The 21,107-nt window shown below is 70.9% G+C and carries 20 protein-coding genes; 10 read left to right on the forward strand and 10 right to left on the reverse strand.

All coding sequences use genetic code 11. The annotated features are described in order from the left end of the window. From AB0N80_RS13585 to lnt, 6 genes are all read left to right on the forward strand, one after another. On the forward strand, positions 1–990 hold the full coding sequence (locus AB0N80_RS13585) for a WYL domain-containing protein (protein WP_363578991.1): 990 nt from the start codon (positions 1–3) through the stop codon (positions 988–990). Beyond that, positions 987–1,976, forward strand: coding sequence for a WYL domain-containing protein (locus tag AB0N80_RS13590; RefSeq protein ID WP_363578992.1), 990 nt, complete (start codon positions 987–989; stop codon positions 1,974–1,976). Before AB0N80_RS13585 ends, AB0N80_RS13590 begins: the two co-directional genes overlap by 4 nt. A gap of 108 nt (positions 1,977–2,084) precedes the next feature. Continuing rightward, positions 2,085–2,342, forward strand: coding sequence for a Sec-independent protein translocase subunit TatA (gene tatA / locus AB0N80_RS13595; RefSeq protein ID WP_315995803.1), 258 nt, complete (start codon positions 2,085–2,087; stop codon positions 2,340–2,342). A gap of 63 nt (positions 2,343–2,405) precedes the next feature. Further along, complete coding sequence (gene tatC, locus AB0N80_RS13600; RefSeq protein ID WP_315995802.1) at positions 2,406–3,164, forward strand: twin-arginine translocase subunit TatC; 759 nt, start codon at positions 2,406–2,408, stop codon at positions 3,162–3,164. After that, the gene (locus tag AB0N80_RS13605; RefSeq protein WP_363391417.1) at positions 3,161–5,644 is read left to right on the forward strand and encodes a DEAD/DEAH box helicase; all 2,484 of its coding nucleotides are present in this window, start codon (positions 3,161–3,163) and stop codon (positions 5,642–5,644) included. Before tatC ends, AB0N80_RS13605 begins: the two co-directional genes overlap by 4 nt. Further along, entirely contained in the window at positions 5,641–7,209 is a 1,569-nt protein-coding gene (lnt, locus tag AB0N80_RS13610; protein ID WP_363578993.1) for an apolipoprotein N-acyltransferase, read from the forward strand. Before AB0N80_RS13605 ends, lnt begins: the two co-directional genes overlap by 4 nt. Before the next feature lie 54 nt (positions 7,210–7,263). On the opposite strand, the gene AB0N80_RS13615 is transcribed toward lnt, so the two are convergent. From AB0N80_RS13615 to AB0N80_RS13630, 4 genes are all read right to left on the reverse strand, one after another. Beyond that, positions 7,264–7,635, reverse strand: coding sequence for an RNA polymerase-binding protein RbpA (locus AB0N80_RS13615; protein WP_315995799.1), 372 nt, complete (start codon positions 7,633–7,635; stop codon positions 7,264–7,266). Between the two features lie 93 nt (positions 7,636–7,728). Then, the gene (locus tag AB0N80_RS13620) at positions 7,729–8,523 is read right to left on the reverse strand and encodes a glycerophosphodiester phosphodiesterase family protein (protein WP_363391424.1); all 795 of its coding nucleotides are present in this window, start codon (positions 8,521–8,523) and stop codon (positions 7,729–7,731) included. After that, complete coding sequence (locus AB0N80_RS13625) at positions 8,523–9,476, reverse strand: SPFH domain-containing protein (protein ID WP_363578994.1); 954 nt, start codon at positions 9,474–9,476, stop codon at positions 8,523–8,525. The genes AB0N80_RS13620 and AB0N80_RS13625 overlap by 1 nt, the downstream gene beginning before the upstream one ends. Further along, positions 9,473–9,964 carry an NfeD family protein gene (locus tag AB0N80_RS13630; protein WP_363578995.1) on the reverse strand — a complete coding sequence of 164 codons (492 nt, stop codon included), beginning with the start codon at positions 9,962–9,964 and terminating at the stop codon, positions 9,473–9,475. The genes AB0N80_RS13625 and AB0N80_RS13630 overlap by 4 nt, the downstream gene beginning before the upstream one ends. Positions 9,965–10,176: 212 nt before the next feature. Here AB0N80_RS13630 and AB0N80_RS13635 point away from each other — a divergent pair, with 212 nt between their 5' ends. Together AB0N80_RS13635 and AB0N80_RS13640 are read left to right on the forward strand one after the other, a co-directional pair. Continuing rightward, the gene (locus AB0N80_RS13635) at positions 10,177–10,941 is read left to right on the forward strand and encodes an SDR family oxidoreductase (protein WP_363578996.1); all 765 of its coding nucleotides are present in this window, start codon (positions 10,177–10,179) and stop codon (positions 10,939–10,941) included. A gap of 2 nt (positions 10,942–10,943) precedes the next feature. Beyond that, a complete protein-coding gene (locus AB0N80_RS13640) occupies positions 10,944–12,914 on the forward strand; it encodes a S9 family peptidase (protein WP_363578997.1) in 1,971 nt (656 codons plus the stop codon). A 46-nt stretch (positions 12,915–12,960) separates the two neighbouring features. Here AB0N80_RS13640 and AB0N80_RS13645 read toward each other — a convergent pair whose 3' ends face one another. Together AB0N80_RS13645 and AB0N80_RS13650 are read right to left on the reverse strand one after the other, a co-directional pair. After that, a complete protein-coding gene (locus AB0N80_RS13645; protein WP_363578998.1) occupies positions 12,961–13,512 on the reverse strand; it encodes a DUF308 domain-containing protein in 552 nt (183 codons plus the stop codon). Positions 13,513–13,597: 85 nt separating this feature from the next. Beyond that, a complete protein-coding gene (locus AB0N80_RS13650; protein WP_363578999.1) occupies positions 13,598–14,527 on the reverse strand; it encodes an AEC family transporter in 930 nt (309 codons plus the stop codon). A 228-nt stretch (positions 14,528–14,755) separates the two neighbouring features. On the opposite strand from AB0N80_RS13650, the gene AB0N80_RS13655 reads away from it, so the two are divergent. Continuing rightward, positions 14,756–15,529 carry a dienelactone hydrolase family protein gene (locus AB0N80_RS13655; protein WP_363579000.1) on the forward strand — a complete coding sequence of 258 codons (774 nt, stop codon included), beginning with the start codon at positions 14,756–14,758 and terminating at the stop codon, positions 15,527–15,529. A 126-nt stretch (positions 15,530–15,655) separates the two neighbouring features. Here AB0N80_RS13655 and AB0N80_RS13660 read toward each other — a convergent pair whose 3' ends face one another. After that, a complete protein-coding gene (locus tag AB0N80_RS13660) occupies positions 15,656–16,468 on the reverse strand; it encodes an SDR family NAD(P)-dependent oxidoreductase (protein ID WP_363579001.1) in 813 nt (270 codons plus the stop codon). 73 nt (positions 16,469–16,541) lie between these two features. Here AB0N80_RS13660 and AB0N80_RS13665 point away from each other — a divergent pair, with 73 nt between their 5' ends. Beyond that, positions 16,542–17,591 (forward strand): hypothetical protein, encoded by a 1,050-nt coding sequence (locus AB0N80_RS13665; RefSeq protein WP_363579002.1) that lies wholly within the window; start codon positions 16,542–16,544, stop codon positions 17,589–17,591. A gap of 110 nt (positions 17,592–17,701) precedes the next feature. Here the strand turns inward: AB0N80_RS13665 and AB0N80_RS13670 are convergent, their stop codons facing one another. From AB0N80_RS13670 to AB0N80_RS13680, 3 genes are all read right to left on the reverse strand, one after another. After that, complete coding sequence (locus tag AB0N80_RS13670) at positions 17,702–18,466, reverse strand: SGNH/GDSL hydrolase family protein (RefSeq protein ID WP_363579003.1); 765 nt, start codon at positions 18,464–18,466, stop codon at positions 17,702–17,704. A 175-nt stretch (positions 18,467–18,641) separates the two neighbouring features. After that, the gene (locus tag AB0N80_RS13675) at positions 18,642–19,976 is read right to left on the reverse strand and encodes an MFS transporter (RefSeq protein WP_363579004.1); all 1,335 of its coding nucleotides are present in this window, start codon (positions 19,974–19,976) and stop codon (positions 18,642–18,644) included. Next, positions 19,973–21,025: an LLM class flavin-dependent oxidoreductase gene (locus AB0N80_RS13680; protein ID WP_363391449.1), complete on the reverse strand. Its 1,053-nt coding sequence runs from the start codon at positions 21,023–21,025 to the stop codon at positions 19,973–19,975. Before AB0N80_RS13680 ends, AB0N80_RS13675 begins: the two co-directional genes overlap by 4 nt. Positions 21,026–21,107 lie beyond the last annotated feature (82 nt).

Raw genomic sequence — 21,107 nt, forward strand, 5'->3', positions numbered from 1 at the left:
GTGCCCGCCGCTTCCCGCAACGCTCCCGAGGAGCGTCTGGTGAACCTCGTCGTCGCGCTCATGGCGACCGAGCAGGGCCTGACGAAGGACACGATCCTGTCGTCGGTAGCCGGGTACCGCGAACAGCTCGACGCGGGGGCTTCGAAAGACGCGCTCGAGAAGATGTTCGAGCGCGACAAGGAGAACCTCCGCGGGCTGGGCGTGCCCATCGAGACGATCGGCAATCGCACCGACCCCGACGACCTGCGGGAGGCCCGTTATCGCGTGCCGACCGCGGAGTACGCGCTCCCCGTCGACATCTCCTTCAGCCCCGCGGAGATCGCGCTGCTCAACATCGCCGGCGGGGTGTGGGGCAGCGAGTCGCTCTCGGTCGACGCGCGCAGCGGCCTCCGCAAGATCCGCGCCCTCGGCATCGCCGTCGACGAGCCGATCATCGGCTACGCCCCGCGCATCCGGGTGCGAGACGCCTCCTTCGGGGCGTTGCAGCGCGCGATCGAGCAGTGCCGCACCGTCACCTTCACCTACCTGCGCCCGGGCGATGCGCAGCCGCGCGAGCGCCGTCTGCGTCCTCTCGCCCTCGTCGAGTACGAGGCGCGATGGCACGTGTACGGCTTCGACGTGAACGTCGGCGCCGATCGCACGTTCCTGCTGTCGCGCATCGTCAGCGACGTCACCGTCACCCGGGAGAAGTTCCCGCCCGCGTTGCGCGAGGGGGCAGGGGAGCGCGCTCTGCGGGGACTGGACGACGTCGCCGCGCGTCAACGGGCTCTGCTCGAGGTGCACCCGGGCACCGAGGCCGCATTGCGTCTCGCACGGCGGGCGGAGGAGGCGCCGCAGGGCATCGTCGTGCCCTACGTCGATTTGCACGTCTTCGCCGACGAGTTGGCCTCCTACGGCCCCGAGGTGCGCGTGGTGGCCCCCGCCGACCTGCGCACCGAGGTCGTCCGGCGCCTGCGGGCGACCCTCGAGCGGCACGGGGGAGCGGCATGAGCGTCGATCGTCCCGGGGGTGACCGCCCGATCGCGGCCCTCGATCGCGCCGCGCTCCTGCTGCAGCTCGTGCCGTACCTTCTGGGCAAGGGCGAGGTGAGCGTGGCGGAGGCCGCGGCTGAGTTCGACGTCGCGCCCGAGCAGATGCGCGCGATGGTCGAGCGCCTGACCGTGATCGGCCTGCCCGGCGAGCAGGGCTACTGGCAGCTGCCGCACGACCTCTTCGACATCGACTGGGACCTGCTCGACCGCGACGACGTCATCGCCATCACGAACACGGTCGGGCTCGAACGCTCCCCGCGGCTGACGGCCCGAGAGGCGGCGGCGCTGCTCGCCGGTCTGCAGCTCGCACGCAGCCTCCCCGGTGTGGGCGACAGCGACGTGGTCTCCGGACTGCTCGAGAAGCTGGCTCGGGGAGCGGCCGCCGCTCCACCGCCCGTGATCGTCGCGCCCGGACCCGTCGACAGCGTCCGCGACGTGGTCGACCGCTCCCTGCGCGAGCGCGTCGCGGTGACCTTCGTGTACCGTGCCCCGGGTGCCGCCCCGGCCTCGCGCACCGTCGACCCGATCAAGGTGCACATCGCCAACGGCCAGTGGTATCTGCAGGGCTGGGATCACCTCCGCCAGGCCGTGCGCACCTTCCTCCTCGACCGCGTGAGCGAGCCGACCCTCACCGACATCGCGGCTGTCCACGGTGCCGACCCCGTGCCGGAGCTCTTCGCTCCGGGCGACGACGAGGTGGTCGCGCGTTTCCGCTTCCCGCGCGCCGTGGCGCCTTTGCTGGCGGACTACCTCGACCGCGCCGAGATCGAGGATGCCGACGACGACACGGCCGTGGCATCCCTGCGCCTCGCCGACGAGCAGAGTCTGAAACGGCTCGCGGCCCGCCGCGGGGGAGAGGTGGAGCTGCTGGAGCCGCTCGGCGCGCGGCGCGCGGCGGCCGCGTGGGCGGCGGCGGGGCTGGCGCAGTACATCGACAAAGACTGATCCGCCGGCGGTGTACCTGGACGCTACGGGGATTTCCCCGCGGGTCGGGTCGCCCGCCGTGTGCGCGGGTTAGACTGATGACTCGCCCGAACGAGACGAGGAGTCCTCATGTTCCAGGGATTGACCGGATGGCACCTGCTAGTCGTTCTGGCTGTCATCCTCCTTCTTTTCGGTGCCGCCAAGCTTCCCGCGCTCGCGAAGAGCATGGGTCAGTCGGCCCGCGTGTTCAAGAGCGAGATGAAGGAGATGAAGCGCGACGACGAGGTCGCGTCCGCGCAGTCCTCCGACGTTCCGCGGCCCGCCGACAGCGGCACCGCGCCGGCCGTGGCACCCGAACCGCGCAGGTCGACCGACCCCACCGTCTGACGCGTGGCGACGGCACGATCGCCGCGGATCGACCTCCCCGAGGAACCGCGGCGCGATAAGCGCATGTCGATCGGGGCGCACCTGGTCGAACTGCGCAAGCGGTTGATGATCGCCGCGCTCGCCCTCGTGGTCGGCATGGTGGTCGCGTTCATCATCACCGATCCGATCATCCACCTGATCACCGAGCCGATCCGCGAGATCGCCGCGCGGCGAGGAGACGACTTCTCGGCGCTGAACTTCACCTCGGTGACGTCGGCGTTCGACCTGCGCATGCGGATCGCCTTCTCGATCGGCATCTTCCTGTCGGCGCCGATCTGGCTCTGGCAGATCTGGGCGTTCATCATGCCCGGTCTCACGCGCAAGGAGATCCGCTACACGGTCGGTTTCGTGGCATCCGCGGTTCCCCTGTTCTTCGTGGGGTGCTGGGTCGGTCTGCTCATCGTCCCGCACGTGATCGAGCTCATGTGGGGCTTCACTCCCGAGGGCGGGGTCAACTTCTACAACGCCGTGGACTACTACGACTTCGTCTTCAAGCTGTTGATCGTCGTGGGCGTCTCGTTCGTGCTGCCGGTGTTCCTGGTCGCCCTCAACGTCGCGGGCGTCATGAGCGGCAGGGCGATCCTGAAGGGATGGCGAGTCGCGATCCTCATCGCCGTCATCTTCTCGGCCCTCGCCACCCCCGCGGCCGACGTCGTGAGCATGCTGATGCTGGCCGGCATCCTGATCGTGCTCTTCTTCGCCGCCGCCGGACTGTCGCTGCTGTTCGACCGCCGCAAGGCCCGTCGCGTCGCCGCGGAGATGGCGCCGGGGCCCATCGCGTGACCTCCCCCAGCCCCGCGGAGCGCTTCGCCCGCGCGAGCGCTCGCTCGTCGCACCCGCACACCGCCGACTTCGCCGAGATGCAGCGGTTCGAGCTCGACGACTTCCAGATCGCCGGATGCCACGCCCTCGAGGACGGGCGGAGCGTCCTGGTCGCCGCGCCCACCGGTGCCGGCAAGACCATCGTCGGCGAGTTCGCCATCCACCTCGCGATGCTCGAGCCGGGCGACAAGGCGTTCTACACCACGCCCATCAAAGCGCTCTCGAACCAGAAGTTCCACGAGCTGCAGGAGGTGTACGGCGACGACGAGGTCGGCCTGCTCACCGGCGACACCAACATCAACGCCTCGGCGCGCATCGTCGTGATGACCACCGAGGTGCTGCGCAACATGCTCTACGCCGATTCACCGGCGCTGCGGGGCCTGCGATTCGTCGTGATGGACGAGGTGCACTACCTCGCCGACCGCTTCCGTGGCGCCGTGTGGGAAGAGGTCATCATCCACCTCCCGCCGTCGGTGAAGCTCGTGTCGCTGTCGGCGACCGTGTCGAACGCCGAGGAGTTCGGCGACTGGCTCGACACCGTGCGCGGCGACACCGAGGTCATCGTGTCGGAGACGCGTCCTGTTCCTCTGGAACAGCACGTGCTCGTGCGGGGCGACCTGCTGCCGCTGTTCGACGACCGCGCCGGCGTGGCCACGGCCCAGGTCAACCAGGAGCTGCTGCGCATCCGCGGCGGCAACGCGGGCGGGTACGAGAACAACCGGCGGGCCCAGGAGTACCGCTCCGCCCGCCACGCCGGAGGCCCGCGCCACGCGCATCAGCGCCGCGGCGGACACAAGCCGCTGCGCGCGCAGCAGGGCCCGCGCATCGAGCGCATCGACCGTCCCGAGGTGGTCGAGCTGCTGCAGCGCAACCACCTGCTGCCGGCGATCTTCTTCATCTTCAGTCGCGCCGGGTGCGACGCGGCCGTGCAGCAGCTGCGCCGCGCGAACGTGCGTCTCACCTCGGCGGAGGAACGCGTCGAGATCCGCCAGATCGTCGACGAGCTGACCTTCACCCTCAAGGACGAAGACCTCGCCGTGCTGCATTTCTGGGAGTGGCGCGACAACCTCGAGCGCGGAATGGCGGCCCACCACGCGGGCCTGCTGCCGGCGTTCAAGGAGGTCGTCGAAGAGCTCTTCCGCCGCAAGCTCGTGAAGGTCGTCTTCGCGACCGAGACGCTCGCCCTCGGCATCAACATGCCCGCGCGCACCGTGGTGCTGGAGAAGCTCGAGAAGTTCAACGGCGAGGCCCGCGTCGCCATCACCTCGGGCGAGTACACCCAGCTCACCGGCCGCGCCGGCCGTCGCGGCATCGACGTCGAGGGCCACGCGGTCGTGCAGTTCACCGAGGGGCTCGACCCGCAGTCGGTCGCGGCCCTCGCCTCACGTCGCACCTACCCGCTCAACTCGAGCTTCCGCCCCACCTACAACATGGCCGTGAACCTCATCGACCAGTTCGGGCGGGCCCGCGCGCGCGAGATCCTCGAGTCCTCGTTCGCCCAGTTCCAGGCCGATCGCTCGGTCGTGGGTCTGGCGCGTCAGGTGAAGGATGCCGAGGAGTCGCTCGACGGCTACGAGAAGGCGATGACGTGCGACCGCGGCGATTTCCGCGAGTACTCCACGATCCGCCGCGAGCTCAGCGACCTCGAGAAGATCAACCGTCGCGACGCCACCGCGCCCCGGCGCCTGAGGGACGAGCGCCAGCAGCAGATCCAGTCGCTGCGCAAGCGGATGCAGCGGCATCCGTGCCACTCGTGCCCCGACCGCGAGGCGCATGCGCGCTGGGCGGAGCGGTACTGGAAGCTCAAACGCTCGACCGACAAGACCCGGCAGCAGATCGATCAGCGCACGGGCACCGTGGCGCGCGTGTTCGACCGGGTCGTCGAGGTGCTCGCCGCGCTGGAGTACGTGGCGATCGAGGCCGACGGCGCGACCGTGCTCACGCGCGCCGGCCGCACGATGCGCCGCATCTACGGCGAGCGCGATCTGCTGGTGGCCGAGTCGCTGCGCCAGGGCCTGTGGGACGGGCTGGACGCCCCCTCGCTCGCCGCTCTCGCGTGCTGCCTCGTGTACGAACCGCGGCGCGACGAGGCCGGACCGGGGGAGCGAGGACTTCCCCGCGGTGCCTTCCGGGGAGCCCTGGATGCCACGCAGACGCTGTGGCAGGAGCTCGACGACCTCGAACGCGACCACCGCCTCCCCGGCTCGGAGAGCCCCGCCTCGGGCCTGGCGCCGGCCATGCACGCCTGGGCGCGCGGCCTGCCGCTGGACAGCGTGCTGACCCTGGCCGACATGGCCGCGGGGGACTTCGTGCGATGGGCCAAGCAGACGATCGACCTGCTCGACCAGATCTCGCTCGTCGCGGAGCCGCCGCTCGCGAAGACCGCGCGCACCGCACTGGACGCGGTGCGCCGGGGCATCGTGGCGTACACGTCGGCATGAGCGGCACGACCCCGCCGCCGCGACCTGTGCTGCGCCTGGCCTTCGCCGCGCCGTTGTCGGTCGTGGCGGGACTCCTTCTGGTCACCGCCTATCCCGCGCTCGCGTGGTGGCCCCTGGCGTTCCCGGCCGTCGCCCTGGCCCTGCTGACGCTCATCGGCCGCCGGTTCTGGTCGGCCGTCTTGGTGGGCTTCCTCTTCGGTGTAGCCTTCTTCTCGGTCAACCTGCTCTTCACGGCGCGTTACCTGGGACCCATCCCGTGGGCCGCGCTCTTCGTGCTCGAGGCGCTGCTGACGGCGGTGCTCGCGGTGCCGATCGCCCTGGCGTACCGGTGGGTGCCCCGCGTGGTTCCCGGGGTGCTCGGCCGCACGCTCGCGCTCCCGGCGCTCGTCGCGGGGCTATGGGTGCTGCGCGAACAGATCGTCGGGTCGTGGCCCTACGGCGGCTTCCCCTGGGGGCGCATCGGCGTGTCGCAGGTGAACGGGCCGTTCGCCGAGGTCGCGTCGTGGGTGGGGATGTCGGGCCTGTCGTTCCTCATCGTGCTGCTGTGTGCGATGGCGGTCGAGCTCGTTCGCCTTCGCCGTTTTCGCAGGCCCCTCGCCGCCGTCCCCGCCGCCGGGTTGCTCGTGGTGCTGCTGGTGCTGCCGCAGTTCCCGACCGCGGCTGCCGGGTCGCTCCGCGTCGGCGCGGTCCAGGGGAACGGCCCGGCCGGGTACTTCGACCAGCGGGCGCGCGATGCCGTGTTGAACGCGCAGCTGGCGGCATCCGCCCCGCTCTTCGGCCAGCAGATGGACGTGCTCCTCTGGCCCGAGGGAGGCGTCGACTCCGACCCGACCGCGAACAGCTCGACCTCCGCGGTGCTCGAAGAGCTGTCGCGCCGCGTCGACGCGCCGCTGCTCGTGTCCGCGGTGACGGAGCGCGGACCCGACCTGTTCAATTCGGCGCTGCTGTGGACGGCCGACGGGCAGTCCGGTGCGACGTACGACAAGCGGCATCCGGTGCCGTTCGGCGAGTACGTGCCCGACCGGGCGTTCTGGGAGCCCTTCGCTCCCGACCTCATCGGGCTCATCGGTCGCGAGTACACGCCGGGCACGGCGAGTCCGCTCATCGACATCGACGGCGTGGGCGTGGGGCTGGCGATCTGCTTCGACGTCATCTACGACGACGTCGTGTGGGACGGGGCCGACGCGGGCGCCCAGGTCTACATGTTCCAGACCAACAACGCCGACTTCCGCGGCACCGACGAGAACCTGCAGCAGCTCGCGTTCGCGCAGATGCGCGCGATCGAGACGGGGCGTGCGGTCGTGAACCTGTCGACGGTCGGGACCAGCCAGGTCATCGCGCCCGACGGGTCGACGCTCGATGCTCTGCCGATCGACGAGGCCGGCCACATGCTGACCGACGTCCCCCTCCGCACCGGCCTGACGCCCGCGGTGGTGATCGGTCCCGCCGTGAAGATGGTGCTCGGGTGGGGGAGCCTCGCCGGTCTTCTCGCGGCAGGGCTGTCGCTGGCGGTGCGCGCGCCGCGCACGAAGAAGACGCCGACCCCCACGGGGGCCGGCGTCTGAATTCTCAGGGCGTTTCGGTCAGGACGTCCCGATCGGGACGCCCTGATCGGCACGTCAGGCGCTGAGCTTCTCGTTGCCCGCGCCGCGACGGGCGCGCACGAAGGCGAGGCGCTCTTCGAGCAACTCCTCGAGCTCGGGGAGCGTGCGGCGCTCGAGCAGCATGTCCCAGTGCGTGCGGGCGGCCTTGTCGCCCGAGTGGTCGACGGTCGCGGTGCCGTCGCCGATGCGCAGCAGCGCTTCGGCGCCGCACGTGCGGCACTCCCAGGACTCCGGAACCTCGGCGTCGGCAGCGAAGGTCAGGACGGTGTCGCGTCCGCAGGTGCTGCAGATGTAGGTGTGTTGTGCACGGTCGTGGAACACGACGCCGTCTTCGCTCTGGAGGCTTTGGGCGCCGAGTCGGATGCCGCGGAGACTGCGGTCTGCCATTTTGTGGTCCTCTCGTCGGTCACCATGTATAACGTCCGCACCTGTGCGCTTTATTCGAACGACGGGCATCGTGGCGCCTTTCACAGAGGATGCTCAGACAGCTGGAGTTCCCCGCGTGTTCACCTTCCGGAGGGCCGCGTCGGCCCGGTCGGTGACGAGGCCGTCGACGCCCAGATCCAGCAGGCGTTCCATGTCGTCGTCGGCGTTCACCGTCCACACGTGCACCTCGACGCCGTGCGCGTGCGCATCGCGCACGAGGCCGCGCGTGACGATGCGCAGCGGCCCCTGCCTCTCCGGTACCTGCAGGGCGTCGAGCCCGTCGAGGAGGGCGCCCACGCGCCCCGACCGTCGCAGGGCGCGCGCGGCGAGCAGCCGCACCACCGTCGCCTGTCCCGGCGATGTCGCGGGGCGTTGCGCGGCTCCGGCTGCGTGCGCGGCGGCGAGCGCCTCGAGGCGGCGATCGTCGGAGAAACTCGTCACGAGCACCCGCTCGGCGTGCGGTGCGACCAGCCGCCCGACACCGTCAGCGGCGGCAGCCGTCTTGACGTCGAGGTTGAACCGCAGCTCGGGGAACGCCTCGAGGGCCTGCGCGAGGGTGATGAGACCGCCGCGGTCGGCCATGAGCTCCTCGAGCTCGTGGAGGCGCACATCGGCGATCTGCCGCGGGTCGCCGGCCACGCGCCGGAGATCGTCGTCGTGGAACAGCACGACCGTTCCGTCAGCGCTCACGTGGCAGTCGGACTCGACGTACGCGGCCCCGGCGGCGTGCGCCTCGGCGACGGCGGCGAAGGAGTTCTCGACGACGCCGTGGGAGGCGGCATCCGCCGTCACGAGTCCGCGGTGGGCCAGCACGCGCGGAGCGGCGGGGGACAGGTAGGGATGCCGCATCATCGGGGCGTGGAGGGGTCCGCGTCGGGCGAAAGCGACGCGGGGCCGTCCGCGCCGGGAGTGCGGGAGGTGAAGGCTCCGGAGAAGCCCTTGAGGGCTTCGGTGAACTCGCTCGGGATGATCCACAGCTTGCTCGCGGCGCCGTCGCTGATCTTGGGCAGCGTCTGCAGGTACTGGTAGGCGAGGAGCTTGTCGTCGGGACGGCCCTCGTGGATCGCCGTGAAGACGGAGTGGATGGCCTCGGCCTCGCCCTGCGCGCGCAGCACCGCCGCCTGCTTGTCGCCCTCGGCCTCGAGGATCGCCGCTTGACGGCGGCCCTCGGCCTCGAGGATCTGCGACTGCTTCGAGCCCTCGGCGGTCAGGATCGCGGCGCGCCGGTCGCGTTCGGCCCTCATCTGCTTCTCCATCGAATCCTGGATAGAAAGGGGCGGATCGATCGCCTTGAGTTCGACGCGCCCGACCCGGATCCCCCATTTCCCCGTGGCCTCGTCGAGCACGACGCGCAGCTGCCCGTTGATGTTGTCGCGACTGGTGAGCGCTTGCTCGAGGTTCAAGCCGCCCACGACGTTGCGCAGCGTCGTGGTCGTGAGCTGCTCGACGGCGCCGAGGTAGTTGGCGATCTCGTAGGTGGCGGCGCGCGCGTCGGTGACCTGGAAGTAGACGACGGTGTCGATCGAGACGACGAGGTTGTCTTCGGTGATCACCGGTTGCGGTGGGAACGACACGACCTGCTCGCGCATGTCGATGAGCGGTCGCACCCGGTCGATGAGCGGGACGACGAGGTTGAGGCCGGGCGTGAGGGTCTTGTGGTAGCGCCCGAGACGCTCGACGACCCCCGCGCGGGCCTGCGGGATGATGCGGATGGCGCGCACGAGCACGATGACGACGAACGCCGCCACCACGATCGCGAGGACCCACCCGATGGTGGCCGGGATCGACGTTGCGAAGTTCATGACGGTCCGATTCTCATAGAGGTGCCTCCTGGCTTCGCGCGGACGACGGCGGTGGCGCCGTCGATGCGGACGACCTCGATGCGCGTGGCGGGGTCGAGTCGGGTGTCGCCGTCGCTGCGCGCGGTCCACACGTCGCCGTTCGCGAGCTTGACCTGCCCCGCGACGGCGGGAGAGACCCGCGACAGCACGAGACCCTCGAGCCCGAGGAGCGCTTCCACGTTCGACGGGCGGGCGTCGGCGCCGCGGTGCAGTCGTCGAAGGAGCGGGGGGCGCAGGAAGAGGAGGAGGGCGACGGCGGCGAGGGCGGCTGAGACGACCTGCAGCCACAGCGGTGCGCCGAGTACTCCCGTGCCGAGCCCGACCGCGGAGCCGCCGGCGAGCATGAGGAACGTCAGCTCGCCCGTGAGCATCTCGACGACCAGGAAGACCAGGATCAGCACGAGCCACCCGATCCAGGCCCACGTGTCGATGATGGAGAGAACGTCCATGTCGCACCTCCTGAGCCCGAACGTAGCACCGGGGAACGCCACCCGGGCCGCTTCCCGACGACCGCACAGGCTTCCCCGGCGGAGAAGCTTTCCCCGGCCGACCGGCTTCGCCGACCGAGGGCCTCCGCCGCTCGAGGGGCTACCCTTCCCGAGAGGGCGGCGGGGCGGTCGGTAGGCTGGGGAGTCGACCCACGATCCTCAGGAGTTCTCCCGTGTCCCAGACCCTCCCGTCCGGCTCGCTGAGCGGCAAGACCGCCCTCGTCACCGGTTCGTCGCGCGGCATCGGCGCCGACACCGTCCGTTACTTCGCCGAGGCCGGCGCCGATGTCGTCATCAACTTCCGCAACAAGGCGCCGCGGGCCGAGAAGCTCGCCGCCCAGCTGCGCGAGCTGGGTGTCGAGGCGCTCGTGGTGGGCGCCGACCTGACCGACCCCGAGTCGGTCGCGGCGATGTTCGGCGAGGTCGAGCGCACGTTCGGCGGCCTCGACATCCTCGTGCTCAACGCCTCGGGCGGCATGGAGTCGGGCATGGCCGAGGACTACGCCCTGCTGCTGAACCGCGACGCACAGGTCAACGTGCTCGAGACGGCGCTGCCGCTGCTGAACGACGACGCGCGCGTCGTCTTCGTCACCAGCCACCAGGCGCACTTCATCCGCTCGACCCCGACGATGCCGGAGTACGAGCCGGTGGCCCTCTCCAAGCGCGCGGGAGAAGACGCGCTGCGCGAGAGGATCCCCGCCCTCGAGGAGCGCGGGATCGGCTTCACGGTGGTCTCGGGCGACATGATCGAGGGCACGATCACCGCGACGCTGCTCGAGCGTGCGAACCCCGGCGCCATCGCCGCCCGCCGCGACGACGCCGGCAAGCTCTACAACGTCGCCGAGTTCGCCGCCGAGGTCGCGCGTGCGGCCGTCGACCCGGTGCCCGCCGACAACACCCGCCTCGTCGGAGACACGGGTTCGTTCGGAGGCGAGTGAGCATGCGGCCGACCGACATCGAGTCCCTGATCGGGGTCGGTCGGCCCGCGATCTCCTCGGACGGCGCCTTCGCCGTCTTCGCGACCTCACGCCCCGACCTCGCCGCCGACCGTGCGGTGGGACAACTCTGGCGGGCCGATCTCGCCACGGCCTCGTCACGCCGTCTCACCCGTGGGGTGGAGGATCGGTCGCCGCGTCTCTCACCCGATGACGCCGTCGTCGCCTTCCTCCGCGGCGACGCGAAGGGGCGCCTGCAGATCTTCGTCGTCGGTTCCTCCGGCGGTGAGCCCGTGCAGGTCACCGACCGACCCGGGGGAGTGACCGACCTCGCCTTCTCGCCCGACGGCCAACGTCTCGCGTTCACGGCACGGGCGCCGGAGCCGGGGCGTTACGGCACCGTCGAGGGGCGGGATGCCGGTGCCGAACCCCCGCGGCGCATCACCGGCATCCGGTGGCACGCGAACGGCCTCGGGTATCTCGATCGTCCCGCGCAGGTGTTCGTGGTCGACGTGCCGTCCACCGACGCGGAGCCGTTCTACGAGCCCGCGCCCGCGATCGACGAGCCCGAGACGCGCGTCGTGCCCCACCCTGCGACGCAGCTCACCCGCGGCGGCACGAGCTGGGCCGGCGTGGCCTGGACGCTTGACGGCGCCGAGGTGCTCAGCGTGCCCGACATGATCGAGACCTCGCGGCGCGACCTGCGCGACCGCGTCGTCGCGATCGCCGTCGATGGGGGAGTGCAGCGCGAGGTGCTGGGCATCGCGGAGAACCTGTCGGTGTCGGCGGTCCAGACGGCGCCCGACGGAACGGTCTTCCTCCTCGCGCACGATGTCGGCGGCTCGGGCGTGGACTTCGTCGCGCCGGGCGTGGCGCTGTTCGCCCTCGACGGCGACGCACCACGCGTGCTGACCGACCCCGAGACGATCGACCTCGGCGAGGTGGGGAGCCATCTCTCGTTCGACGGCGACGACGTCCTCGTGCAGGATCGCACCCGCGGGCGGGTGCGCCTGCTGCGCGTGACGCGGACGGGCACCGTGACCGAGGTCCTCGGCGGCGACCTCGAGGTGAACGGCCACGCCGCGGCGGCGGGACGGGTCGTGGCATCCGTCGCCTCTCCCGAGTCGTTCGGCGAACTCGTGATGATGCACGGGCGCGAGATGCGGGCGTTGACGAGGTTCGGGGCCGCGGCGTGCGACCGCGGCGTCGTCGTGCCGATCGATCACGAGGTGACCGGGCGCGACGGCTACCCCGTGCACGGTTGGGTCGCCGTCCCCGAGGGGGAGGGCCCGTTCCCGGTGATCCTGCAGATCCACGGCGGACCCTACGCCGCCTACGGCGTGCACCTCTTCGACGAGACCCAGGTGCTGGTGGATGCCGGCTACGCGGTGGTCTACAGCAACCCGCGGGGGAGCGCCGGATACGGTCGCGCCCACGGGCGAGCGATCCGGCAGCGCATGGGGACGCTCGACTTCTTCGACGTCATGGACTTCTTCGACGCCGTCGTGACAGCCGACCCGCGGCTGGACGCGGGACGCGTCGGCGTCATGGGCGGGTCGTATGGCGGGTATCTCACGGCGTGGATCATCGCGCACGACCACCGCTTCGCGGGCGCGATCGTCGAGCGCGGCTTCCTCGACCCCGCCTCCTTCCCCGGTTCGAGCGACATCGGCTCGTTCTTCGGCCAGGAGTACGTCGGCACCGATCCGACGCAGGTCGCGGCGCAGAGTCCGATGGCTGTGGTCGACCGGGTGCGCACGCCGACGCTCGTGCTCCACTCCGAGCTCGACTTCCGCTGCCCGCTCGAACAGGCCACGCGCTACTACGCGGCGTTGAAGCAGCGGGGGACCGAGGCCGAGATGCTCGTCTTCCCCGGCGAGGATCACGAGCTCACCCGCGCCGGGCGGCCGCAGCACCGCGTCCAGCGGTTCGAGGCCGTGCTCGAGTGGTGGGGCCGGCACCTGCCGGTGACCTGACGGACGGCCCGGACGCGAGGGCATCCGGGCCGTCCGGCGGTCGGGGTCAGACGGCCTTGCCGAACTGGATCGCGCGGACGATCTGGAAGACGCCGAGGATGACGAGCGAGACGCCGATCAGCAGGAACAGCGTGACCGCCCCCAGCAGCGGCGAGAACAGCAGGACGACGCCGGCGACGATGCTGACGATCGCGAAGAAGATCGTCCATGCGCGCGCCTTCGATCCGTGGCCCGCGGTGGTGAGCGAGACGACGCCCTCGATGATCCACAGGATGCCGACGAGCGTGCCGATGAAGACGCCGAACCACGCGGCGGTGGCCGGCAGGTTGGTGAAGGAGAAGATGCCGGCGACGATGAACAGCACGCCCAGCACGATGTAGCCGATGCGCGCCCAGCCGGAGCGCCAGAACAGACCGATACCGATGTTCACCAGTCCGGCGATGATGACGTAGACGGCGATGATCCCGACGGCGACCTGGGCTGTGCGACCGGGCCAGAGCAGGATCAGCAGGCCGATGACGAGCGACAGCGCGCCGCTCACGCCGAGGGCGGTCCGGACGGCTCCGACGGCGGGACTGGTCGTGGACGAGGGCGACATGGCGAGCCTTTCTGAGTGAACGCTGAGAACAGTGCTCACCCTAGACCCGGGCGTGAAACCCGCGCGAACGTCCCGTCGCGGACGGTCACGCGGGGGAGTGGTCGAGCAGGAGCGCGACCGCGAACAGTACGGGCAGGCACCCGACCGTCGAGATGAACACGACGTCGCGCGAGAGGATCTCGCCGACGCCGTAGCGCTGTGCGAAATTGAACACGTTCTGCGCGGTGGGAAGTGCCGCGAGCACCACGACGATGAAGATCTGCTGCTCGGGCAGACCGAACAGCGACGCCACCAGCAGCGCGATCGCGGGCATGGCGATCAGCTTGAGCGCCGAGGCGATGACGACGTCCACGCGGCGCCCGGGCTCCGTCAGCACGCGCTGGCCGTACAGCGACATGCCGTACGACATCAGCAGCACGGGGACGCACGCGCCCGCGATGAGATGGAGGGGGTCGAAGACGATGGGCGGCAGGTCGATGCCCAGCAGCGCGACGAGGACGCCGAGCGCGGAGCCGATGAGCATAGGGTTCTTCGCCGTCTGCGCCAGGATGCGTCCGATGTTCCGGGAGCCCGAGGTCGCGGCATCCAGGATGCCCAGGGCGATGGGCATCAGCACGAGCAGCTGGAACAGGATGACGGGCGCCGAGAACGCGGCGTTGCCGAGCATGTAGAGCGAGATCGGGATGCCGATGTTGTTGCTGTTCACCTGCCCCGCCGACAGCGCGCCGATCACGGTCTCACCGACCGGTCGGCGCAGAATCAGCGCCGAGATGAGCACGGAGACGGCGATGATCGCGGCGGCGGTGATCATCGACACCGGCAGCAGGGCCGAGAACAGCGTGGCCACGTCGGCCGTGGCGAGCACCGTGAACAGCAGGAACGGCGACAGCACGAAGAAGGTCAGGCGGCTGAGGACGTGCCGCGCGTGCGGACCCAGCAGATCGATGCGCGCGATGACATAGCCCACGATCACGGCGAGGCCGACGACGGCGAATCCGGTGAGGATGCCGCTCACGCGTGGATCCCGTGACGGGACGGGGCGGGGGAGAGAGGCATCCTCTCGAGCGTAGCGGGGGCGCGGAGGCGGCCGTGACGCGGGTGCGGGGCGGGAGGGAGCTTCGCACGGAGCGGGGGCGTGTCGGGTCACGGGCAGCGGCGCAAGTCCCGGGGGAGGCCCGGGACGCGGCTCTATCCTCGGCTCCTGACATCCCCGTCGGGGGCCATCGACCGTCTGGAGCTCCGAGTGAACACCTACCCCGCCAACCTCACCGAGATCCTCGAGCGTGAACCGCTGCCGGCATCCGGGATCGACTCGGACGACGTCGCGTACGAGATCGACGGCGTCGCGTATCGCGGGTATCGCGCGCGGCCGGCCGGCGAGGGGCGGTATCCGGGCGTCATGGTCGTGCACGACTGGCTCGGTGTGACCGACTACGTGCGCATGCGGTGCGACATGCTCGCCCGGCTCGGTTACGCCGCGTTCGCCGCCGACGTGTACGGCGCAGACGTGCGACCGACCCCACAGGAAGCTCCGGCGGTCGCCGGGCGCTTCTACCAGGATCGTCCGATGTGGCGGAAGCGCCTCGTCGAGGCCTTCGAGCAGCTTCGCGTCGACCCCTCGGTGGATGCCGACCGCACCGCGGCCATCGGCTACTGCTTCGGCGGTTCCTCGGTGCTCGAGCTCGCTCGCACGGGCGCGGACGTCGACGCGGTCGTCAGCTTCCACGGGGGCCTGCTCACCGGGCCCGAGGGTGAAGCGGAGAGCATCACCGCCGGCATCCTGGTGCTGCACGGCGCGGCGGATCCCGTCGCGCCCGACGACGCCATGATCGCCTTCGAGAACGATCTGCGGACGGCGCCGTCGGTCGACTGGCAGCTCGTGTCGTACGCGAACGCGATGCACGCGTTCACGCTGCCGGATGCCGATGCTCCCGAGCAGGGCGCGCAGTTCCAGGCCACCGCCGAGCGACGCAGCTGGGCGGCGATGAAGGCGTTCCTGTCGGAGATCTTCGGCTGAGGCGGGCTGCTGCGTGGCCGCTGGGCCGCCGGTGACGCAAGCCGATAATGCACATTATGTCAGTTTACGTCGATCGACCGGATCCCCCGCGCCGAGGGAAACCCGTGCGCTGTCTCTCCGTCGGAGTCAGGACCCCGTGCGGATCCACTCCGACGTGACGCCGATCACCCGCGACCCGTCGAGATCGCCCAGCGACAGGCCGGCGAAGCGCACCGCGGCCTCCGACGTCTGCCACCGGAATTTCGGCTCCGACGTGGTGGCCGCCTCGACGACGGCTTTTGCGGCGTCCTCCGCCGATTGCGCGGCCGCGAACGACGCGGCCGTGCGGTCGAGGTAAGCCTGCTGCAGTTCGCTGTACGGGCCGGCCGGGGCGCGGTGCACCGAGTCGGTGAACGACGATGCCACCGCCGCGGGCTCGACGATCGAGACGTCGATGCCGAACGGCGCGACGACCGGGGCGAGGGACTGCATGAGCCCCTCCACGGCGAACTTCGCCCCGCAGTACGCGTCGGCGAACGGCTGGCCGACCGCTCCCCCGACGCTCGTCACGGTCACGATGCGGCCGCGGCCGCGCTCGCGCATTCCCGGCAGCACGAGACGGGTGAGACGGGCGACCGAGAGGTAGTTCGTGTCGAGTTGCGCCTGGAGATCGGCATCCGACAGCTGCTCGAGCGTGCCGACGGCGCCGCGCCCGGCGTTGTTGACGAGGATGTCGACGGGCCCGACGGCCTCGATCAAGGCCTCGGCTGCAGCGGCATCCGTCACCTCCAGGGCGCGGATGTCGAGCTCGACCTCCGCCCGGGCGGCGGCCTCGCGCAAGGCGTCGGCGCGGGAGACGTCGCGCACCGTCGCGATGACCGCGACACCCGCCTTCGCGAGTCCGATGGACGTGTGCAGGCCGATGCCGCTGGAGGTGCCGGTGACGAGCGCAGTAGTCATACGCTCATCCTCCTCCCGTCCGCGCGAGAGGGAAATGCGGTTCTCATCCAGCGAACGCTGACAGGCTGACGCGATGACGATCGATCGGGGGCACGGTCTTCGCCGCGCCATGAGGCGCCGTCCGCGGACGACCGTGGCTCTCGCGGCGACCGGGCTGTTCGTGCTGTGCCTCGCGGTGCTGACGATCGTCATTGCCGTCGGAGCGCGCGGCGACGGGAGGACCGAGGTCGTCGTCGGATCGTGGGATGCCGACGCGATCCTCTCCGTGGCGGGACCGGCATCCGGTCTGCTCCTGCTCGTGGTCCTGTGCGCGATCCGGGCTCCGCGGTGGTGGCTGCTGCTGTTCGTGCCGCTGCGCCTGGCGGTGAGCGTGGTGCTTCTCGGTGCGCTGCTCCTCGCGGCGTTCAAGACAGGCGGAACCGTCGTGCCCCTCGTCGTGGACGGGTGCCGGAGCGGCTATGTGGTCAGCGAACGCCGGCCGTGGGACGAGACCGACGTGCGGGTGCTCCGAGTCGACGGGCTGACGGGAACGCTCGTCGCGAGCGGGACGGCTCGCGACGGCGGGCACCCCTTCGCCGAGGGGGACTACCGAATCGTGAGCGACGGCGAGAACCTGCGCGTGCGGTCGTCCCGCCTCACCGGTCCCACGTTCGTTCTGCCGGTGCTCGCCGATCCGGTATCCGGTTCGTGCGGTCTGCCGGATGGGGAGGGGCCCCTTCTCACGCCCACGGCGGAGCCGGCGGCTCGACAGTCCGAGGAGGGGCCTGCGCCCGCCCCGATTCTCGGCGACAGGCGCGCTGAGGTGGCCCGCATGGTGCAGGTGACCCTGGATGCCGCGACCACACCTGTCAGAGACGCGGACGGGGCGTTCGTCGAGGCCCCGGCGGCATCCGATCTGCCGTGCGACGGCACGACCGGGATCGCCCTCGCCTTCGCGACGGGCGACAACAGCGCCTCGTACGCGTCGATCCTCGCGGCGTGGGACGCCGAGGGCTTCTCCGCCGATCGCGCGATGCAAAACGACCTCCGCGACAACGGCGTCGTGCGGCTCTCCGCGCGCGACAGGTCGACGATCGACGGCCTGCTGCACCTCGCGCTGACGGCGCCGTGCCGTGCCTCGTGACACAGGCGCGGGCACAGCGCGTCACGCGTGAGGCAGTGACGGGGCGGGCGTCCGTGCGTCGCGTGTGACGGGTCAGCGGGCACGGGGTGTCGCAGACGCCGGAGCCGCGGTCAGGTCAGGGGTTCGAGAGTCACCCATCGGCCGCCGAACTTCGGCTCGCGGCCGTCGCCCGACGACGTGCGGGTCAACCGCCGCCGCACCCAGGGCGCGACGTGCTCGCGATAGTAGGCGGAGCCCTTCAGCCGCTCGATCTCGGGGATCTCGCGCAGATGCCACCACTCCCCCGGCGGGGTGAGGCCGACGGACTCGATCACGCGGGCGGCGACGCGGTGGTGGCCGCGAGGATTCATGTGCAGGCGGTCCACCGACCAGAACTCCGCGCCCGCCAGCTCCCGGTCGAACCAGTTGTAGGCCGTGAGCACGTCGGGCCGTGTCTCGAGGCGTTTCTCGACCGCGTGAGAGAGGCGGTCACCGCGCGCTTCGATGAGCTTGCCGAGCGGCAGCCCCGCCGAGGGGTTCGCACCGGAGAGCACGATGAGCTGCACGCCCTCCTCGTCGCAGCGGCGAACGACGTGGTCGAAGAGGTCGACGATGCGCTCGATGCCGGTCCGCGGGCGCAGCATGTCGTTGCCGCCGCCGTTGAACGACAGGTGGGTCGGCTTCAGCGCGAGCGCCGGCTCGAGCTGCTGCGCGACGATCGGCTCGATGAGCTTGCCGCGGATAGCGAGGTTCGCGTACTCGATCGGCTCCCCCGCGGCATCCGCCCACCCTTGGGCTGCAAGATCGGCCCAGCCTCGTACGGTGCCGTCGGGTAGTTCGTCGCCGACTCCCTCGGTGAACGAGTCGCCGATCGCGACGTAGCGCACGGATGCCATGCCCCGAGCCTACGCGCGCGACGCACAGGCGACGCGCAGTCGGTCGCCCGCCATATTCGCCGGTTCGGGGCGCATCCCGACGTTCGGGGCGGATGGTTCGCGCCCCGAACGGTGGAATCCGCCCCGAACCAAGGGAACATGGCCTCCGTGAGCGGCTGCGCCGGGAAAAGCGGGGCTACGCCAGTGCCCGACCCCTCTGCTCGCGCAGGAAGAGGGCGGCCACGACGGCGACGGCGAAGAACGCCGCGAAGACGACGAAGAGCAGGGGCGCTCCGCCGAGCCCGAGCAAAGGCGGCACAGCGAGAGGGGCGAGGATGGATGCGATGCGCCCGACCCCCGCGGCCCACCCCGCGCCCGTCGCACGCAGGGCCGTCGGGTAGGTCTCCGGGGTGGCGGCGTAGAGCGCGCCCCACGCGCCGAGGTTGAAGAACGACAGGGCCATGCCCGCTGCGATCACCGCGACCTCGCCCGACGCCGTGCCGAACAACACCGCCGAGACGGCGGATCCCGCGAGGAACGTGGCGAGTGTCGCACGGCGGCCCCACGTCTCAATCAGCCAGGCCGCGACGGCGTAGCCGGGCAGCTGGGCGAGCGTGATCACCAGGGTGAAACCGAACGAGCGCACGAGGTCGTAGCCCTGCGAGACGAGGATCGTGGGGATCCAGATGAACGCCCCGTAGTACGAGAAGTTCACGCAGAACCACAGCACCCACAGGCTCGCGGTGCGCGCCCGGAGGGCGGGTGCCCACAGTGCGCTCACGCGCGGCCGGGGGGCGGGAGAGGATGCCGCGACCCCTTCCGTCGACGCTTCGAGGGCGATGCGACCGGCGGCGGCCTCCAGGTCGCGCACGATGACGACCGCCTCCGCGTTGCGTCCGCGCGAGGCCAGCCACCTCGGGGACTCGGGCAGCCCCCACCGGACGACGAGCGCGTACACCGCGGGGATCGCGCCGAGGGCGAAGGCCCACCGCCAGCCGTCGGCGGACGACGGCACCACGAGGTAGCCGATCACCGCGGCGGCCGTCCATCCGACCGCCCAGAACGCCTCGAGGAAGACGATGAGACGCCCCCGCATGCGCGCCGGCGCGAACTCGCTGACGTAGGTCGAGGCCACGGGCAGCTCCGCCCCAAGGCCCAATCCGACGACGAAGCGCAGCACGAGCAGCGCCGCCAGCCCTCCCACGAGGGCGCTCGCGCCGGTGGCCACGCCGTACACCAGCAGGGTGAGGGCGAAGACGTGACGGCGGCCGAAACGGTCGGCGAGCAGTCCGCCGACGCTCGCCCCGATCGCCATTCCGGCGAACCCCGCCGACGCGATCCACGACGCCTGCGTCGGGGCCAGCTGCCACTGCACGCTGAGCGCGGCGATGACGAACGAGATGAGCCCGACGTCCATGGCATCCAGGGCCCATCCCAGCCCCGATCCGCCGAGGATCCTGCCGTGCCGCCGGGTGAACGGCAGGGCGTCGAGACGCTCGGACACCCGGACGGTGTCGGTGCTCGTGGTCACCGGGCGACGGGAGCGTCGGCGAGCATGTCGTGCACGAGCGGCCGCACCTGCGTGCCGTACAGCTCGATGCTGCTCAGGAGGTGGTCGTGCGAGATCGACCCGCTGGCCATCTTGAGCTGGAAGCGGCTGTTGCCGAGGGCCCGCACAGTCGCGGCGATCTTGCGGGCGACCGTCTCGGGCGAGCCCACGTACATCGAGCCCTCGGGGCCGACATCGTGCTGGAAGCGCAGGCGGTTGTACTCCGGCCAGCCGCGCTCGCGCCCGATGGTGTTGTTCAGCTCGGCGACGCCCTCGTACGCCTCTTCCCACGCCTGTTCGTCTGTGGCGGCGACGTGCCCGGGCGAGTGCACCGAGATGGGCATCTGCGGCTTGCCGAGCTCGGCGAGCGAGCGGCGGTACAGGTCCGCGTACGGACGGAACCGCGCCGCCGAGCCGCCGATGATTGCGAGGACCAGGCCGTACCCGTAGCGCGCCGTGCGCACGACCGACTCGGGTGAGCCCCCGACTCCCACCCACGCCTTCAGACCGTTCTCGGTCTTCGGGTAGACGTCGGCGTCCTGCAGCGCGGGGCGCGTGCGGCCCGACCACGTGACGGGCCTCTCCTGCAGGAGGAGCGAGAACAGCTCGAGCTTCTCCTCGAAGAGCACTTCGTAGTCGGCGAGGTCGTAGCCGAAGAGCGGGAACGACTCGATGAACGATCCACGCCCGAGGATCACCTCGGCACGCCCGTGCGAGACGGCGTCGAGGGTCGCGAACCGCTCGTAGACGCGCACGGGGTCGTCGCTGGAGAGGACCGTGACGGCCGTGCCGAGGTGGATGTCCCGCGTCCGCGCGGCCGCCGCGGCGAGGACGATCTCGGGGCTGGTGACGGCGAAGTCCTTGCGGTGGTGCTCGCCCACCCCGAAGAACGACACGCCCACCTGGTCGGCCAGTACCGCCTGGTCGACGACGTTGCGGATGGTCTGCGCATCGGACAGCAGCGACCCGTCGGGGCCGCGTGAGATGTCTCCGAAGGTGTCGAGGCCGAGCTCGAGAGGGCGAACGTCCATGAGGTCTCCTTGCATTCGGATGAATGAACTTTACGCGTGCTCGGGGTATTCCCCCGCATCGACGAGGGGCACCGCCGCAGCG

The sequence above is a fragment of the Microbacterium sp. NPDC089188 genome, from assembly GCF_040685155.1.
Classification (GTDB): domain Bacteria; phylum Actinomycetota; class Actinomycetes; order Actinomycetales; family Microbacteriaceae; genus Microbacterium; species Microbacterium galbum.

Coding starts and splice junctions, on each gene's coding strand:
- AB0N80_RS13665 (WP_363579002.1), top strand. CDS start 16,542: ATGACGATCGATCGGGGGCACGGTCTTCGCCGCGCCATGAGGCGCCGT.
- tatC (WP_315995802.1), top strand. CDS start 2,406: ATGTCGATCGGGGCGCACCTGGTCGAACTGCGCAAGCGGTTGATGATC.
- AB0N80_RS13620 (WP_363391424.1), bottom strand. CDS start 8,523: ATGCGGCATCCCTACCTGTCCCCCGCCGCTCCGCGCGTGCTGGCCCAC.
- lnt (WP_363578993.1), top strand. CDS start 5,641: ATGAGCGGCACGACCCCGCCGCCGCGACCTGTGCTGCGCCTGGCCTTC.
- AB0N80_RS13640 (WP_363578997.1), top strand. CDS start 10,944: ATGCGGCCGACCGACATCGAGTCCCTGATCGGGGTCGGTCGGCCCGCG.
- tatA (WP_315995803.1), top strand. CDS start 2,085: ATGTTCCAGGGATTGACCGGATGGCACCTGCTAGTCGTTCTGGCTGTC.
- AB0N80_RS13645 (WP_363578998.1), bottom strand. CDS start 13,512: ATGTCGCCCTCGTCCACGACCAGTCCCGCCGTCGGAGCCGTCCGGACC.
- AB0N80_RS13625 (WP_363578994.1), bottom strand. CDS start 9,476: ATGAACTTCGCAACGTCGATCCCGGCCACCATCGGGTGGGTCCTCGCG.
- AB0N80_RS13590 (WP_363578992.1), top strand. CDS start 987: ATGAGCGTCGATCGTCCCGGGGGTGACCGCCCGATCGCGGCCCTCGAT.
- AB0N80_RS13630 (WP_363578995.1), bottom strand. CDS start 9,964: ATGGACGTTCTCTCCATCATCGACACGTGGGCCTGGATCGGGTGGCTC.
- AB0N80_RS13660 (WP_363579001.1), bottom strand. CDS start 16,468: ATGACTACTGCGCTCGTCACCGGCACCTCCAGCGGCATCGGCCTGCAC.
- AB0N80_RS13680 (WP_363391449.1), bottom strand. CDS start 21,025: ATGGACGTTCGCCCTCTCGAGCTCGGCCTCGACACCTTCGGAGACATC.
- AB0N80_RS13670 (WP_363579003.1), bottom strand. CDS start 18,466: ATGGCATCCGTGCGCTACGTCGCGATCGGCGACTCGTTCACCGAGGGA.
- AB0N80_RS13615 (WP_315995799.1), bottom strand. CDS start 7,635: ATGGCAGACCGCAGTCTCCGCGGCATCCGACTCGGCGCCCAAAGCCTC.